Genomic DNA, 14,674 nt, shown 5'->3' on the forward strand with positions numbered 1-14,674 from the left:
GCGACTACCCGCGGAGCCGGTGACGACACCCCGGTGTGACGCCCCGGATGCGGGGCAGCCGCCCGAAGAGGGGGCGGAAAAGGAGCGGAGAGGGAGCGGAGAAGGCAGACGAAGGCGAGGTGCGCGGGCGATGACCGCCGACACGATGACCTCCAGGCTGTTGTCCGCATACGGCCGGACCTACGCACAGCAGGCGGGCATCACGCTGCGCGACAAGCCTTCCCCGCTGTACCGGCTCCTGGTCCTGACGGTGCTCTGCTCGATCCGGATCAGCGCCGACACGGCGGTCGCGGCCGCGAGGGAGCTCTCCCGGGCCGGGTTCCGGACGCCGCGGGCGATGGCCCGCTCCCGCTGGCAGGACCGGGTGGACGCCCTCGGCCGGGCCCACTACGTGCGGTACGACGAGAGCACCGCGACGGCCCTCGGCGACGGGGCGCGGCTGGTGCTCGAACGGTGGCGCGGCGACCTCCGCCGTCTGCGGGACGAGGCCGACGGCGACGCGGACGCGCTCCGTGAGCTGCTCCAGGAGGTGCCGCGGATCGGCCCGGTCGGCGCCGACATCTTCTGCCGGGAGGCGCAGGCGGTCTGGCCGTGGCTGCGTCCGTACTTCGACGACCGGGCGTGCGAGGTGGCGCGGGACCTCGGCCTCCCGCACACACCTCGCGGGCTCGGGCGCCGCGTGCCTCCGGAGGACCACGCGCGGCTCGCCGCCGCGCTCGTCCGAGTCGGCCTCTCGAAGGACGCGGCGCGGGAGCTGCGAGCCGCGTGACGCGCGGAGTCCTGGCGCCGGCTCCCTACGCGGCGGGGGCCAGGCCTCCTCAGACCTCCGTGCGCTTCTTGAGGCGGCTGCCGCGCGGCAGGGTGACGGACATGATGTCGCTGGGGCCGTCCAGTGTGATGCGGTGCCATCGCCCACGCGGGACGATGACGGCCGTTCCGGCCGCCAGCTTGATCTCCTCCTCTACCTGCTCCTCTACCTGCTCCTCTGTCCGGCCCCCTGCCTCGCCCTCTGCCTCCCCCTCGGTCTGCTCCCCCGGCTGCTCCGGACGGAAGTGGAGACGGATTCCGCCCGTGAGGCAGGACACGAGTTCGTCCGCCTCGGTGTGGATCTCCCAGTGGTCGCCGTGGACGTCGGCGTCCGTCTCCACGTGGAAGGTCATCACCTGCCAGCCGTCCCGCTCGGAGTCGAACACGGGTTGCCCGGCGCTCACCTGGCCACTCCGGTCCAGGTGAATGAACGAGGAGAAGAGATCGATCGGTGCAGCGGTCATGTCAGGACATCCATTCTTCGGAGTTCGTCGGGTGGGTTGCGGCGCGTGGAGACGGGCCCGACCGCGTCAGCCGCCGTACATCGCCACGCGGTACAGAGCCGCGAGCGCGTCGTCGATGGGGTGGGGCTGCGGGCTGCCGGAGGAGTCGAGCCTGTTCCAGCGCTGCGTGTTCACCGCGACCGCCAGCTGCCGCTCGCCGTCGGCCCGGATCATGGCCAGTGCCCCGCCGCCCCAGACCGTGCCGCCGTTGCCCCAGAAGGTGTCCTGACCGGGCTCCTCCATCGGGTACAGGCCGAGGCCGTAGTCGATCGTCGTTCCCGCGTGGGAGACGACCGGGCCGGTGCGCTGCATCTGCGCCAGCGACGACGGGCTGACGATCTCGCCGGCCAGCAGCAGGCGGTAGAAGCGGTTGACGTCCGCGACGGTCGAGATCAGCGAACCTGCCAGCCCCGTCCACGACATGTCGTAGACGCTGTAGTCGCGCGGCGGGTCGATCATGCCGAACCACGCCTCGTAGAGCCGCGAGTGCGGCCCGCCGACGTACGGTCCGGTGGGGAGTTCGGTGTCGCGGAGTCCGGCGCGCTCGATGACGTTCCGGGTGATGTACTGCTCGGCCGTCGTGCCGGTCACCCGCTCCAGGAGCCGGCCGAGGAGCAGGTAGTTGGTGTTGGAGTACGCCCCCGGAGTTCCGTCGGGCGCGCCGGGGCCTCCGACGGCGGGTGCGGCGACTCCCCTCTCGATCAGGTCGACGGGGTCGAAGCGCGTGAAGCGGAGGTCGTCCAGGCTCTGGGGGCTGGTGTCGGCGACGACGGGGAGCGCCTTGAGGGAGGGGTAGGCGTAGGGCAGGTACTCGGCGAGGCCGCTGGTGTGGTTGATCAGCATCCGGACCGTGATCGCGTCGCCGCGTTCTCCGGGGACCAGCTCCGGAAGGTACCGGCCGATCGGTGTGTCGAGCCCGATCCGACCCGCTTCCGCCAGCTGCAGCACCGCGGCGGCGACGAAGGTCTTGGTGATGCTGCCGACGCGGTGCCGCATGCCGGCGGTGACGGGGCGGCCGGTGGCGACGTCCGCGACTCCGGCGGCGCCGCGCCAGACCCGGTCACCGGCCCGTACCTCGGCGAAGAGGCCCGGTATCCCGGCGCGGTGGACGTTCTCGATGGCGGCGTCCAGCGCCGCTAAGTCCAGTGAGTTCCTCACGACATGTGTCCTTTCGGATCGCTCGGGGCGTCACGCCCACGTCCTCATTATGCACGCGGTGCGTGCAACACCAAGTGCATAAGTTAGACTTCGTCCGACGAGAGGGGCGAAATGGCAGCTCGAAGGCGCTGGACGACCGAGGAAATCCTGGATGCGGCAGCGGAGTTGCTGCGCACGAGCGACGCGGAGTCGTTCAGCGTGCGCAAGCTCGCCGCGGCCCTGGGGACCGATTCCTCCAGCCTGTACCGGCACTTCCGCAGCAAGACCGAACTGCTGCGTGCGGTCGCCGACCGGATCCTCCTGGCGTCCATGGACGGCTACCGCGCCGAGGGCGACTGGAAGCAGCGCATCACGGCCCTGGCCCTGCGCGTGCGAGAGGCGTTCGGCCAACAGCCCCAACTCGCCGCGGTGTGGGGACGGTACGCGTCGGGCGGCGCCGGGTCCCGGCTGGTCATGGAAGAGGTGCTGCAGGCCCTGCGCGCGGCCGGGCTGCCCGACGAGGAGATCCCGGCGCGCTACCACCGCCTCGCGGTCCTCATCGCCGCGCTGATCGCCTCCGAGGCCGGAGTCGGCAGCATCACCTCGGAGGAGTACGAACAGGGCATGGAGCTGTTCCGCGTCGCGGTGCTCGGCGCCGACCCCGAACGCTTCCCCGCCCTGGCGCACTTCGCGCGTGACGTCCGCCCCCTCGGGGAGGATCGCCGCGCCGCGTTCGAGGAGATCCTCGCCGCCCAACTCGCCCACATCGAGGCCGCGATCGACGCGAGTCGGCCGACCGACGCGAGTCGTCCGACCGACGCGTGAGCCCGCGCGCGACCGGACGCGCTCAGGCGTGGTCCGTCCGGGTCGGCCCTTCGCGTCGGCAGGTCCCGGGCGGGGTGCCCTGCGCGCGTCTGAACGTGTGGGCGAAGGCGGACTCGAACGCGTAGCCCACTGGGGCGGCGACCCATCTCAGGACGCGTCCGATGTCCGTAGCGGCCGCGCCGCCGTGGTCGTCCCCCGCCACCAGGTCACGTACGCCAGAGTGGCTGGCTCCCCCAGCCACGCGAAGCGCTGGGCGAAGGGCTGGGCTGAGCGCTGGGCGAAGGGCGCCCTGGAGAGCCGGACCTCCGCGGCGGGCGGCGGTGACCGCCGGGTCGTCCAGTGCGGCGGCGAGCAGGCTTCTGCGTGCGGGCGGCTCGACGGTGGCGGTGCGGGGAGGGTGGGCGGATCGTGTCCAGAGCGACCCCGATCGAGCCGCCTCTCGACGCCGGGGCGAGCGCGGCGCGCATGGTCGCCCGCGGCGTTGTGGCGGACCTGAGGGCACTGGTGGATCTCGTCGACGCGGGCACGGTCAGGGTGGACATCAGCTCGACATCACCTCGACATCAGCTGACCGCGACGACTGGCGGACCTCGCCGATGTCCACCGGACCGGGGAAATCGACCGGACCCGGGGCAAGGTGCTCATCGCCCCGTGAGTCCAGGTGGCCGGCACCACCACCGGCACCGGCACCGGCACCGGCATTCGGCATTCGGCATCCGGCATCCGGCCTCCGCGTCAGCCTCGGGTCCGGGTGCCGTGTCCCTTCTCCAGGGTGGTTCGTTCGCACAGCGGGTTGCACGTCGGCCGGATGCGAGGTGGGTTGGTGCAGGTCCGGATGGTGTCGGAGAGCTTGGGCGAGTCCAGTGCCGGGCGGGCGCGGCCGGGGAGGATGAACGCGCTGGACCGGGCGTTCGCGTTCCTGTCCGACCGCAGTGCCGCGCCGTTCATGGTGGGCCATGTCCTGGACTTTCCTGCCGAATCGTTCACGCTCGACGCCCTGCGCGCCCGCGTGGCCGAGCGGGTGCCTGCCCTGGAGACCCTGAATGTCGCTGCGGTGCCGGGGGCACGGTCGTGGACGCGGACCGCGCCGCCCCGGGCCGGGCTGCATGTCGGCGCGGAGCGGGTGGACGGCCGGCTCGCCGAGGCGACCGACGCGGCTCTGCTCCGGCCGCTGCCCTCCCCTCCGGCGCCCCGCTGGGACCTGCGGCTGCTGACGTCCCGTACCGAGCAGGTCCAGCGGGTGTGCTTCCGTATCGAACACGCGGTCACGGACGGCGTCGGCGCCGCCCATCTGCTGGCCGCGCTACTGGCCGACGAGCCGTGCGTGGGGCCGTACCCCTACCGCCCGCCCGTCCGGCGACGGCGCGGCTCCTCCCTCGCGTGGTCGACCAAGTGGCCGCTGGGGAAGCTCCCCGTCCAGGAGACGGTTCCCGCCGGGTCCGACGCCACGCGGAGCGGGCGGGTGGCCCTGGCGTACGCGGATGTGCCGGAGGCGGAACTGCGGGCGGTGGCGTCGCGGTGGGGGGTGGCCGTCAACGACGTGTACCTCGCGGCGGTCGCCGGCGCACTCGCGGCCCTCCAGCGGAGGCTGACGGGCCGGGCCGGGGACCTGACGGTGGTGATGCCGATGTCGGTCCGCCCGCGGGGCGCCGCGCTCGCGCCGGGGAACGCGGCGCTGCCGGCGATCGTACGGCTGCCGTGCACGGTGGCGGATCCGGGGCGGCGCCTGGAGGACCTGGCAGGACAGACCCTCGCGCACAAGGAGTCCGGTCTGCGGGAGAGCGGCTGGAGGACCCTTCTGCGCGTTCCGCCCCGCCTGCTCTGCCGCACGACGGAACGTGCCGGCTTCCGGCTGGCCACCAGCCACATCAACCTCAACGACACCTACCGCGTCCTCGACGCGCCCCTGCTCGGCGGCGGCGTCTTCGCCCTGAACAGTCCCGGCATGCTCGGCTACTTCTCCCTCCTCCGCACGACGGAGACCGCCCGCGTCACGGTCGTTCACGACCGGTCGCTCGCGTCGGCCGCCGATCTGCCGAGGCTCTGGGTGCAGGCCCTCACCGAGCTCGCCCTGCCCTGATCCACCCGGTCCCCGCTACTGCACGTGGCGGTACCAGCGTCGGTGCACCACGGGTTCCACGCACAGGACGGCCGCGCCCGCGATCGTACCGACGAGGAGGGCCGGGGCTCCGCCCCCGTTGAGGACCGCGCCGAGGCAGGCGGCGGCGACGGCGAGCGGACGCAGCAGGGTCAGCGGGCCGAGGCCGATGACCACCGCGAGAGTGCTGGCCCGGAACGGCAGAGCGAGGTACGCCGCGAGCGAGACCGTCACGACGGCGGTGTAGAGGGCGAGCGGAAGCAGGTACCCGAGGCCTCCGGCGGCCAGGGTGTCGAAGGTCTCGGCCCGGTCGGACGCGGTCAGCAGGACGAGGACGGCGGTCAGCGTGGGGGCGAGCAGCAGAACGGCTCCGACGGCCAGCCCGCGCAGGGCCGCCCGCGCCGCGGCCCGGCGCTTGCGGATCCGCGCGTCGCGCCCGGCGTAGGCGCGGAATCCGCTGAACGACGCGTCGATCAGACCGAGCAGCGCCAACAGTACGGCGGTCGTCATCGGGCGGCCTCGGCCAGGTGCTCCGGGCCGAGCAGGCGGCGCGCGGCCCGTCCCAGCGCCAGGCGGAGCGGCGCCTCCAGGTGGGGGCGTACTCCGATGACCGGCCGCAAGGTGGTGCAGAACGGGTTCGCCGAGCCGCGCGGCTCGTACAGCAGCGGCCGGATACCGGGTGCGGAGGCGGCCCGGAGCAGTGTCTCGTCGCTGTGTGCGCGCCGCGCGGAGACGACGCCGTCGTGGCGGCCGAGGGGGTGGCGCATGCGGGCGCGGTGGAAGACCCACGCGCCGATCGGGGCCACGCGGGTCGCGGCGATGTCGAAGTGGCAGAAGGCCTGCGCCGGTGTGGCGGCCTGGGCCCGGAAGAAGTCGGCCAGGTCCGGTCCACGGAAGTGGTGCAGCACGCCGGTGGAGACGTAGACGGTCGCCGCCTCCGGCAGGTCGAAGGCGTTTCCGTGGACGAAGCGGCAGTCGAGCCCCTCCGCGCGGGCCAGCCGGTCCGCTTCGCCGATCAGCGCGGCGTCGAGGTCGACCCCGACCAGCTCGACGTCCGCGCCGAGGGCGTTGGTCGCCGCCAGCCAGCGCACCAGGTAGCCGAGGCCGCAGCCGACGTCGACCAGGCGGTACGGGCCGGACCGCGCGCCCGTCGACCGGATCGCGGTGAGGAGCGGGCCGAGCACGTGGACCAGGCGTTCGCCGATCCGCAGCTCCTCGCTCAAGCGCTGGAGCTCCGTGTGCACGCTGACGAGCAGACGGTCCACGGCGTGCGGGTCGAGTACGCCGTCCCGGTCCGTGGGCAGCTCGGCGACGATCCGGGCCCCGCGCTCGTCCCCGCTCTCACGGAGCAGCCGGATCACCGCGGCGCGGCGGACCGGGAGCCGGCGTCCGCTCTCCGGCTCCACCGCCGTGATCAGGTCGGATATCTCAAACTGGTGCACGAGGCAGAACCCTACGGCTTCCCCGGACCCTGCCTGCCTTCGATCGCCAGGGCGGACGATCACTCCTTCTTGGTGGTCAGCGTGCGGTCCAGGAGCGGGAGCAGGCGGTCCCAGTGGCGCTTCAGGCCGGAGGCGCTGAAGGCGTCCGTGTCGGACATGGTGAAGCCGTGGGTGGTGCCGGGGTAGATCTCGGAGGTGCGTAGGCGACACCCGCGGCGTCCAGAGCCTGATCGAGCTCCTTGAGCGCCTCGGGTGTCATGTCGCCTTCGGCGTGACCGAGGTGGACCTGAGCGGTGAGCCGGGAGAAGAGGTCCGGGCCGTCGACGCCCACGGGGCCGTGGAACGCGGCGACGGCGGCCACCCGGTCGGCGTGGGCCGCGGCGGTGCGCATCGCGTAGAGGCCGCCGCCTGCATTAGCCGGTCACCGCGACCGGCCCGGCGCCCACCTCGGGCTGGGCGGTGAGGAACCTGAGGTAGGCGTCCGTGTCGCTCAGGACACGTTCCGCGGTGTGCGCCTCGATCAAGGGCATCACTTGGGCGAAGACGGCGGATCGGGCCTCTTCTACCGGCACGGCCCGGCGCCCGATGTGCTCGTGCAGCCCGACCACGGGCGCCGGGCCGTGCCCGTAGAAGAGGTGGGGGACGAGTACGTCGTACCCGCGCTCCGGCAGTTCGCGGGCCATGCCCCGCAGCACGGGCCGGATGCCGAAGCCGTCCGCGTACCTCAGCACTCCCGGGTACCGCCCGCCGGGGCCGCGGCCGCGCAGGCTCCTCGACCGGACAGCGGGCCCGCCCGCCCAAGCCCGTACGGCGCTCAGGAGAGCACCGGGTCACCGATCCGTGTGTGGCGCGATGCCGTCCCGGTAGTCATCCCCGCAACTCAGCCCACGGTCAAGGCCGTGCGGCGGCACCGTGGCGGCGCGGAGAAGGGGGAACCCGTGATGTGACCCACATCACATCACACTTCTGTCAGGAATCGGAGGGCTGCCCCGCTCAAGCCACCGAGAGCAGGCACAACGACAGGAGTCGAACATGAAGCAGCACCGCATCGTCGTTCTCGGTGCCGGGTACGCCGGGGCCTTCGTCGCCGGGACCCTGGCCCGCCGGCTGTCACCGAAGGACGTCGAGATCACGGTGGTCAACGCCGAGCCGGAGTTCGTGCAGCGGTTGCGGCTGCACCAGTACGCGGCCGGCCAGGAGATCGAGGCTCCGCGGCTGTCGGAGGTCTTCGCCGGTACGGGAATCGGGCTGCGCCTGGCCCGTGTCACCGCGGTCGACCCCGAGCGGCAGGTCGTCGCCGTGGCCGACGCCGACGGTGGCGACGAGTTCGGGTACGACACGCTCGTCTACGCGCTCGGCAGCCATGGAGACACCCACGGCGTCCCCGGCGCCGCCGAGCACGCCTTCGACGTCTCCGCCCGGCCCTCGGCGCAGCGCCTGCGCGAGCGCCTGGCCGACCTGGACGCGGGCGGGCGGGTGGTGGTGGTCGGTGACGGGCTGACCGGGATCGAGACCGCCACCGAGGTCGCCGAGTCGCGGCCCGGCCTGTCGGTGGCGCTGGTCGCCCGCGGGGAGCTGGGCGCCCGGCTCTCGACCGGGGCCCGCGGCCATCTGCGCCGGGCATGTGAGCGGCTGGGCATCACCGTGTGGGAGCACACCGAGGTCGAGTCCGTCGAGGCAGGGCGCGTGGTGTGCGCCGACGGCACCGTTCTGGCATCGGACGCGACCATCTGGACGGCCGGGTTCGCGGTCGGCCCGCTGGCCGCCGCGAGCGGCCTCGACGTCACCGGCGACGGCCGGATCGTCGTCGACCGCACCATGCGGTCGGTCTCGCACCCGAACGTCTACGCCGTCGGCGACAGCGCTCTCGCCATCGGCGACAACGGCCGGCCGCTGCCGATGTCCTGCGCCTCGGCCGGCTACACCGGCCGGCAGGCCGTCAACGCGATCGTGGCCCGTCTGACCGGCTGCTCGATCGTGAACACCAAGCTGGAGTACATCGCCAACCACCTCAGCCTCGGCCGGCGGGACGCGATCCTGCAGATGGTCGACGGCGAGGGGCAGGCGAAGCCGAAGTACACGGGCGGCGGGAAGGCCGCCCGGATCAAGGCGGGCATCGTCTGGATGTCGCTGTGGGCCACCTCGCACCCCACCTTCGCCCTGCCGAGGCGCAAGCACCGCGTGACCGTCACGCCGGTCGCGTCGTCCACCGAGGCGACGGTGGCATAGCCATGCGAGACGTCCCCACTCAGGGCGCACCCGCAGCCCTCCCCCCTCAGGCCAGGCCCGCAGCCGAACCGACTGAGGCGACACCCGATTCCCCTCAGGCCGGGCCTGCGGCCGATACCGCCGGAGCAGCGTCCGTTTCCGCTCAGGCCGGGCCTGCGGCCGATACCGCTGAAGCGGCACCCGATTCCCCTCAGGCCAGGCCCGCAGCCAATACCGCTGAAGCAGCGTCCGTTTCCGCTCAGGCCGGGCCTGCGGCCGATACCGCTGAAGCGGCACCCGATTCCCCTCAGGCCAGGCCCGCAGCCAATACCGCTGAAGCAGCGTCCGTTTCCGCTCAGGCCGGCCCCGCTGTAGATACGGCCGAGGGGGCAGCCAACCCCGCTCAGGCCGGGGCCACGGCCGATCCGGCTGAGTCAGCATCCGTTCCCGCCCAGGCCGGGCCCTCGGCCGATACCGCTGAAGCGGCGTCCGCTTCCACTCAGGCTGGCCCCGTAGGAGATACGACCGAGGCGGCATCCGCTTCCGCCCAGGCCAGGCCCACAGACGATCCGGCTGAGGCAGCATCCGCTTCCGCCCAGGCCGGGCCCGCAGCCGATACCGCTGAAGCAGCGTCCGCTTCCACTCAGGTCGGCCCCGCTGTAGATACGGCCGAGGGGGCAGCCAACCCCGCTCAGGCCGGGGCCACAGCCGATCCGGCTGAGGCAGCATCCGTTCCCGCTCAGGCCGGGTCCACAGCCGATACAGCTGAGGCAGCGTCCGTTTCCGCTCAAGCCGGTGCCACCGCCGACCCGGCCGAGGCGGCATCCATTCCCGCCCAGGCCGGCCCCGCAGTCGGCGTCTCGCCCTGGCCCGTCGTGGCCGGGGCGGTCGCCCTGCTCACGGCGATCGTCAGCCTGCTGCTCGCCGCATTCGCCTGGCCGTCCGTACGGTCGTCGGTGCACGATGTGCCGATCGCCGTCGCGGGGCCCGCCCCGGCCGTCAGACAGTTCACCGCCGTACTCGACCGACGGCTCCCCGGCGGCTTCGAGGTCACCGAGGTCGCCGACACCGCCGCCGCCGAACGGCTGATCCGCGACCGCGAGGTGTACGGGGCGATCGACCTCGGCTCCGGCACGTCGCCCCAGGTGATCACCGCGTCCGGCGCGAGCATCGCCGTCGCCCAGACGTTGAACGGCATCGCGGCCGCCCTCGGCCAGACACCAGACTCCGGCACGGCGGCCGCCGCCCGGGACCTCGTCCCGCTGCCGGCCGACGACCCGCGCGGCGCGGGACTGGCCGCCGGAGCGCTGCCGCTCGTCATGGGCGGCCTCCTCGCCGCCCTGCTCCTGACCAGGCTCGTCCGCGGCAGCGCCCGCCGCGTCGCCGGAGCACTCGCCTTCGCCGTCACCGGCGGCCTCGCGATGACGGCAATCCTGCAGTTCTGGCTCGGCTCGCTCGACGGCTCCGCCTGGGCCAACAGCGGCGCCATCGCCCTGGCCCTCGCCGCCACCTCCCTGAGCATCCTCGGTCTCGCGTCACTGCTCGGCTCCGTCGGCTTCGGCCTCGGCGCCGCCGCCATGATGCTCGTCGGGAACCCCTTGTCAGGAGCCGCGACCGCACCCGAGATGCTGCCCGGCCGGTCCGGTACCCTCGGGCAGCTGCTGCCGCCCGGGGCCGGTGGCCAACTGCTGCGCTCCACCGCCTTCTTCGACGGTCACGGCGCCGCTCGCCCTGTCGCCGTCCTGGCGGCCTGGCTCACGCTCGGAGCCGTACTGTGCCTGGTCGGCGCCCTGCGTGCCCGCACCGCGGCCGCCACGCACGGCCCGGCGGCACCGGCAGCACCGGCGGCACCGGCGACGACCTGATTCCTTGATCACTTTCCGCGCGATCTTCTAGGGTGGTCCCCGTGGACAGCACCGTCACCGATCCCTTCGACACCGCCCGGTTCGAGGCCGGCCGGAGCCGGCTGGCCTCACTGGCGTACCGGCTCCTCGGCTCCGCCGTCGACGCCGAGGACGTCGTACAGGACGCGTTCCTGCGCTGGCAGGCCGCCGACCGGCAGCGGATCGAGGTGCCGGAGGCGTGGCTGACCAAGGTCGTCACCAACCTGTGCCTCGACCGGCTCCGTTCGGCCCAGGCTCGCCGCGAACGCACCGCAGGCGCCTGGCTGCCCGAACCGCTCCTCGACGGCGACCCGATGCTCGGCCCCGCCGACACCTTCGAGCAGCGCGAATCGGTCTCCCTGGCCGTACTCACACTCCTGGAGCGCCTGTCGCCGATCGAACGGGCCGTCTACGTCCTGCGGGAAGCCTTCTCCTACGGCCATGCCGAGGTCGCCCAGATCCTCGACATCTCCGAGTCCGCGAGCCAGCAGCACCTCCACCGGGCCCGGCAGCGCGTCACGGCCGCCCGCCGCCGCGGCGCCGAGGTCGATCGGGCGGCGGCCCGCCGGATCGTCGAGGAGTTCCTCGCCGCCGCCACCTCGGGCCGCACCGAACGGCTGGTGGCCCTACTCACCGACGACGCGACCGCGATCTCCGACGGTGCCGGCCTGGCCGCGAAGCTGCTGCGGTTCGACACCCCGCAGCGCGTCGCCGCCGTCGCACGGGCCGGCTTCAAACCCACCCCCGCGAAGCGGCGCCTGGCCGGCGGTACCCCCGCCATCCACTACGCGCTCGTCAACGGCACCCCCGCCATCCTCAGCGTGGTCGGCGACCAGGTCGTCGGCTCCGTGTCCTTCGACCTCGTGGACGGCAAGATCGCCACCGTACGCGGCATCGCCGCCCCCGCCCGCCTCACCCGCCTCACCGAAGCCTGGCGACGACGGCCCGGAACGGACACTCCGCTCATCGCCGAGTGGTGACCCACTCGGGGGGGGACCTTCTCCTCCTACAGGGCGAGGACGTCCTGGGCCGGTGTGGGCGTCATGTCGTCGGACAGGTCCGCGCCGATAGCGCTCCTGGACGGCGCCTTCACCGTGTTCGTGCGGCGCGGCTACGCCCAGGCGTGCGTGAAGGAGATCACGCAGGAGGCGGGCGTGGCCAAACCCACGGTCTACAGCCACCTCGACGACCAGGAGACCTTGTAGCGCGAGGCCGTCCAGACCGCCGCCGAACGGTTCGACACGCGCCGCGCTCACCGTCGCGGCCCGCAGTCTGCTTCAGGAGGTCACCGACGAAGACGTCTGAGAGGTACGGCAGTTGGCGTCGGCCCAGGCCGCGGCACCATGCCCCGATCTCACGGACAGCGTTCGCCGGCCGCCTGCGCCCCTGCCCTCGACCCCCGTCGCGGACGCCGCGGTGGACGACTTCCTTCGCGCCCACGGAACGACTGAAGCCGACTCCACGGCTCCGCCGCCATGATCACCAGCTCGACGAAAACAGCGCGCCTGGCGGCGGCAGGGAGCGCGGACCGGTCCAGCCGCCCGCCCCCGCTCACCCCGCACTAGGGTGACGGCCGTGATCAAGAACAGATTCCTCACCGGCCTCCTCATCGTGGGACTCCTCGTGGCGGGCGCGCCGGCCGCCACCGCGCAGGACGAGACGTACGTGAAGACCGGCGTCGTCTTCAACAAGCCGCGCGGCACGACCGCCGAGCAGGGCGCGATCCTCAGCCACCTCGGGCGCCTCGTCAACGGCGCCCCCGGCGGGTCGACCATCCGCATATCCCTGTACGCGTTCGGGTCGTCCTGGCTCGCCGACCAGCTCGTGCAGGCGCACCGGCGCAATGTGAACGTGCAGGTCCTCGTCGACGACACCAGCGTCGCCGCGGCGTGGATGGGCACGTCGGGGCAGACCGTTCGGGACAAGCTCCAGGCGGCCTTCGCGACGCAGTCCGCGCCCGGTCAGGAGTCGTGGTTCCGGGTGTGCGCGGCGGGCCGGCCGTGCCTGGCCGCGGGGACGAGCGGTGTGAACCACAACAAGTTCTTCCTGTTCTCCCGCTCCACGGGAAGCGGCTCGCCGACCACGGGCGCGGTGGTCGAGGACATCGTGGTGCAGTCCTCCGGGAACCTCACCACCTGGGACCGCGAGTCCGCCTGGAACGACGCGATGACCGTCACCGGCAACGCCGCCCTGCATGCCGGCTACGTCCGCTACTTCGACCTCATGGCCGCCTCGCAGGCGCAGCCGGACGGGTCGAAGACGGTGAGCAACCTGGCCATCGACGTGGAGGCCGGGCAGGCCAAGGGCTACTTCTTCCCGCGCTCTTCGACGGACGTCGTCGAGAACATCCTGAGCATGGTCGAGACCCGTGTGCCGAACGCCGACGGGACCCTCGCCCCGGTCTGCCACGGGAACACCCCGGGCCACGGCACGGCGGACGGCCGCACCGTGATCCGCGTCGCCAACGGGCACATCTCGCGGCCGGCCGTGGCGGAGAAGCTGTGGAGGCTCGCCGACGCGGGCTGCTACGTCGACGTCGTGTACGGCAAGCTCTCCGACTACTCGGCCGCCGGCACGCACCGGGAGACCGCGTACTGGCTGACGCGGTCGACCGAGAAGGGGAAGATCTCCCTCCACCGCCTGGCGAACGACAAGGCCACCAACCCCGCCGCGCCGGAGGTCTCCGGCACGACCACCCACACCAAGTACCTGCTGATCGAGGGCTCGTACAAGGGCGTGAAGGATCAGAAGCTGGTCTTCACGGGCAGCCACCCGTACACAGGCCTGGCACTCACCGCCAACGACGAGACGCTCCTGAAGTACGTGGCCCCGGAGATGCACGACGCGTACGTGACGAACTTCCGCGACCAGCGCGCCGCCGCCCTCGCGGAGTCCCAGTACGGCGGCGTGTTCTGAGAGGTCATCCCCTGTGGCCGGGGCGGTAGGTCGCGGGCCGTGGTGGGGGTGGTCGAGCCGCTGGCGCCGGACGGGTTGTGGGAGCTGTTTCAGTTGCCGTCTGCCTCGTTCGGGCCGTCGTGAGCGACGGCCCACCGGCGCAAGCGCGGGTACCGCCCACCGCATCGCCTGCACTCTCGTCCGCTACCGCCGACTCGGCGGCCACGCGCCCCGGTAATTCGATGGCGCACGTGAAGCGGTGTGATCACCCTGATCGAGTGACAGAACCCAAGCATCAGATCCGAGCCCTTCACACGGACGCGACGGTCACCGTCTACCAGGCATATTCGTCGGCGATCGGCCTGGCCGCGGCCCGGGACGGTCGTTTCCCGGCAATGTGGCAGCGGGATCGGATGACGTGGATCAAGCCGTCATTCCTGTGGATGATGTACCGCTGCGGATGGGGCACCAAGGAAGGCCAGGAGCACGTCCTCGCCGTCGAGATCACCCGGGAAGGCTTCGAGTGGGCACTGCGGCACGCCTGTCTGTCGCACTATGAGCGGGGACTCCACACCGACCGCGACGAGTGGAGGCGTCGGCTGAAGCGAGCTCCTGCCCGTGTGCAATGGGACCCTGAACGCGACCTGCGTCTTCAGCCGCTCCCCCACCGATCACTCCAGCTCGGCCTCGCTCGTGAAGCCGCCCACCTCTACGCCGACGAGTGGATCGTCTCCATCACCGATGTCACGGCGCTGGCCCGCACGATCCACACCCACGTACAAGACGGAGAGCTGGACGCGGCCCGGCAGCTCCTGCCGCATGAACGCCCCTACCCCGTGAGCGATGAGGCTCTGACTCATCTACGCCGATAGCCGG

At 72.5% G+C, this 14,674-nt stretch carries 13 protein-coding genes and 1 pseudogene; 9 read left to right on the top strand and 5 right to left on the bottom strand.

The window, feature by feature from the left end:
* The first annotated feature begins 130 nt into the window (after nt 1–130).
* Nucleotides 131–769, top strand: a complete 639-nt coding sequence (locus tag HHL19_RS22195) for an endonuclease (protein WP_169092070.1) — start codon at nt 131–133, stop codon at nt 767–769.
* Between the two features lie 49 nt (nt 770–818).
* Here the strand turns inward: HHL19_RS22195 and HHL19_RS22200 are convergent, their stop codons facing one another.
* Nucleotides 819–1,271 carry a cupin gene (locus tag HHL19_RS22200; RefSeq protein WP_169092071.1) on the bottom strand — a complete coding sequence of 151 codons (453 nt, stop codon included), beginning with the start codon at nt 1,269–1,271 and terminating at the stop codon, nt 819–821.
* A gap of 66 nt (nt 1,272–1,337) precedes the next feature.
* Nucleotides 1,338–2,468: a serine hydrolase domain-containing protein gene (locus tag HHL19_RS22205; protein WP_169092072.1), complete on the bottom strand. Its 1,131-nt coding sequence runs from the start codon at nt 2,466–2,468 to the stop codon at nt 1,338–1,340.
* 111 nt (nt 2,469–2,579) lie between these two features.
* On the opposite strand from HHL19_RS22205, the gene HHL19_RS22210 reads away from it, so the two are divergent.
* Together HHL19_RS22210 and HHL19_RS22215 are read left to right on the top strand one after the other, a co-directional pair.
* Nucleotides 2,580–3,272: a TetR/AcrR family transcriptional regulator gene (locus HHL19_RS22210; protein ID WP_169092073.1), complete on the top strand. Its 693-nt coding sequence runs from the start codon at nt 2,580–2,582 to the stop codon at nt 3,270–3,272.
* Nucleotides 3,273–4,161: 889 nt separating this feature from the next.
* Entirely contained in the window at nt 4,162–5,352 is a 1,191-nt protein-coding gene (locus HHL19_RS22215; protein WP_169092074.1) for a hypothetical protein, read from the top strand.
* 15 nt (nt 5,353–5,367) lie between these two features.
* Here HHL19_RS22215 and HHL19_RS22220 read toward each other — a convergent pair whose 3' ends face one another.
* The 3 genes and pseudogenes from HHL19_RS22220 to HHL19_RS22230 all read right to left on the bottom strand — a co-directional run bounded on the left by HHL19_RS22220 (nt 5,368) and on the right by HHL19_RS22230 (nt 7,579).
* A complete protein-coding gene (locus HHL19_RS22220; protein ID WP_169092075.1) occupies nt 5,368–5,880 on the bottom strand; it encodes a hypothetical protein in 513 nt (170 codons plus the stop codon).
* Entirely contained in the window at nt 5,877–6,812 is a 936-nt protein-coding gene (locus HHL19_RS22225) for a class I SAM-dependent methyltransferase (protein ID WP_169092076.1), read from the bottom strand. Before HHL19_RS22225 ends, HHL19_RS22220 begins: the two co-directional genes overlap by 4 nt.
* 59 nt (nt 6,813–6,871) lie before the next feature.
* Nucleotides 6,872–7,579 (bottom strand): annotated as a pseudogene (locus HHL19_RS22230) (dienelactone hydrolase family protein).
* 265 nt (nt 7,580–7,844) lie between these two features.
* On the opposite strand from HHL19_RS22230, the gene HHL19_RS22235 reads away from it, so the two are divergent.
* The 6 genes from HHL19_RS22235 (at nt 7,845) to HHL19_RS22260 (ending at nt 14,670) form a co-directional block, all read left to right on the top strand.
* Nucleotides 7,845–9,041, top strand: coding sequence for an FAD-dependent oxidoreductase (locus HHL19_RS22235; RefSeq protein ID WP_169092077.1), 1,197 nt, complete (start codon nt 7,845–7,847; stop codon nt 9,039–9,041).
* 854 nt (nt 9,042–9,895) lie between these two features.
* Nucleotides 9,896–10,885 carry an ABC transporter permease gene (locus tag HHL19_RS22240; RefSeq protein ID WP_206325087.1) on the top strand — a complete coding sequence of 330 codons (990 nt, stop codon included), beginning with the start codon at nt 9,896–9,898 and terminating at the stop codon, nt 10,883–10,885.
* A 41-nt stretch (nt 10,886–10,926) separates the two neighbouring features.
* Nucleotides 10,927–11,883, top strand: a complete 957-nt coding sequence (locus tag HHL19_RS22245) for a sigma-70 family RNA polymerase sigma factor (RefSeq protein ID WP_346768370.1) — start codon at nt 10,927–10,929, stop codon at nt 11,881–11,883.
* A gap of 63 nt (nt 11,884–11,946) precedes the next feature.
* On the top strand, nt 11,947–12,108 hold the full coding sequence (locus tag HHL19_RS22250) for a helix-turn-helix domain-containing protein (RefSeq protein WP_169092079.1): 162 nt from the start codon (nt 11,947–11,949) through the stop codon (nt 12,106–12,108).
* 370 nt (nt 12,109–12,478) lie between these two features.
* The gene (locus tag HHL19_RS22255; RefSeq protein WP_169092080.1) at nt 12,479–13,819 is read left to right on the top strand and encodes a phospholipase D-like domain-containing protein; all 1,341 of its coding nucleotides are present in this window, start codon (nt 12,479–12,481) and stop codon (nt 13,817–13,819) included.
* Between the two features lie 221 nt (nt 13,820–14,040).
* Nucleotides 14,041–14,670: a DUF4291 domain-containing protein gene (locus HHL19_RS22260; RefSeq protein WP_169092081.1), complete on the top strand. Its 630-nt coding sequence runs from the start codon at nt 14,041–14,043 to the stop codon at nt 14,668–14,670.
* Nucleotides 14,671–14,674: the final 4 nt, after the last annotated feature.

It is taken from the genome of Streptomyces sp. R302 (genome assembly GCF_012927245.1).
Lineage (GTDB): Bacteria > Actinomycetota > Actinomycetes > Streptomycetales > Streptomycetaceae > Streptomyces.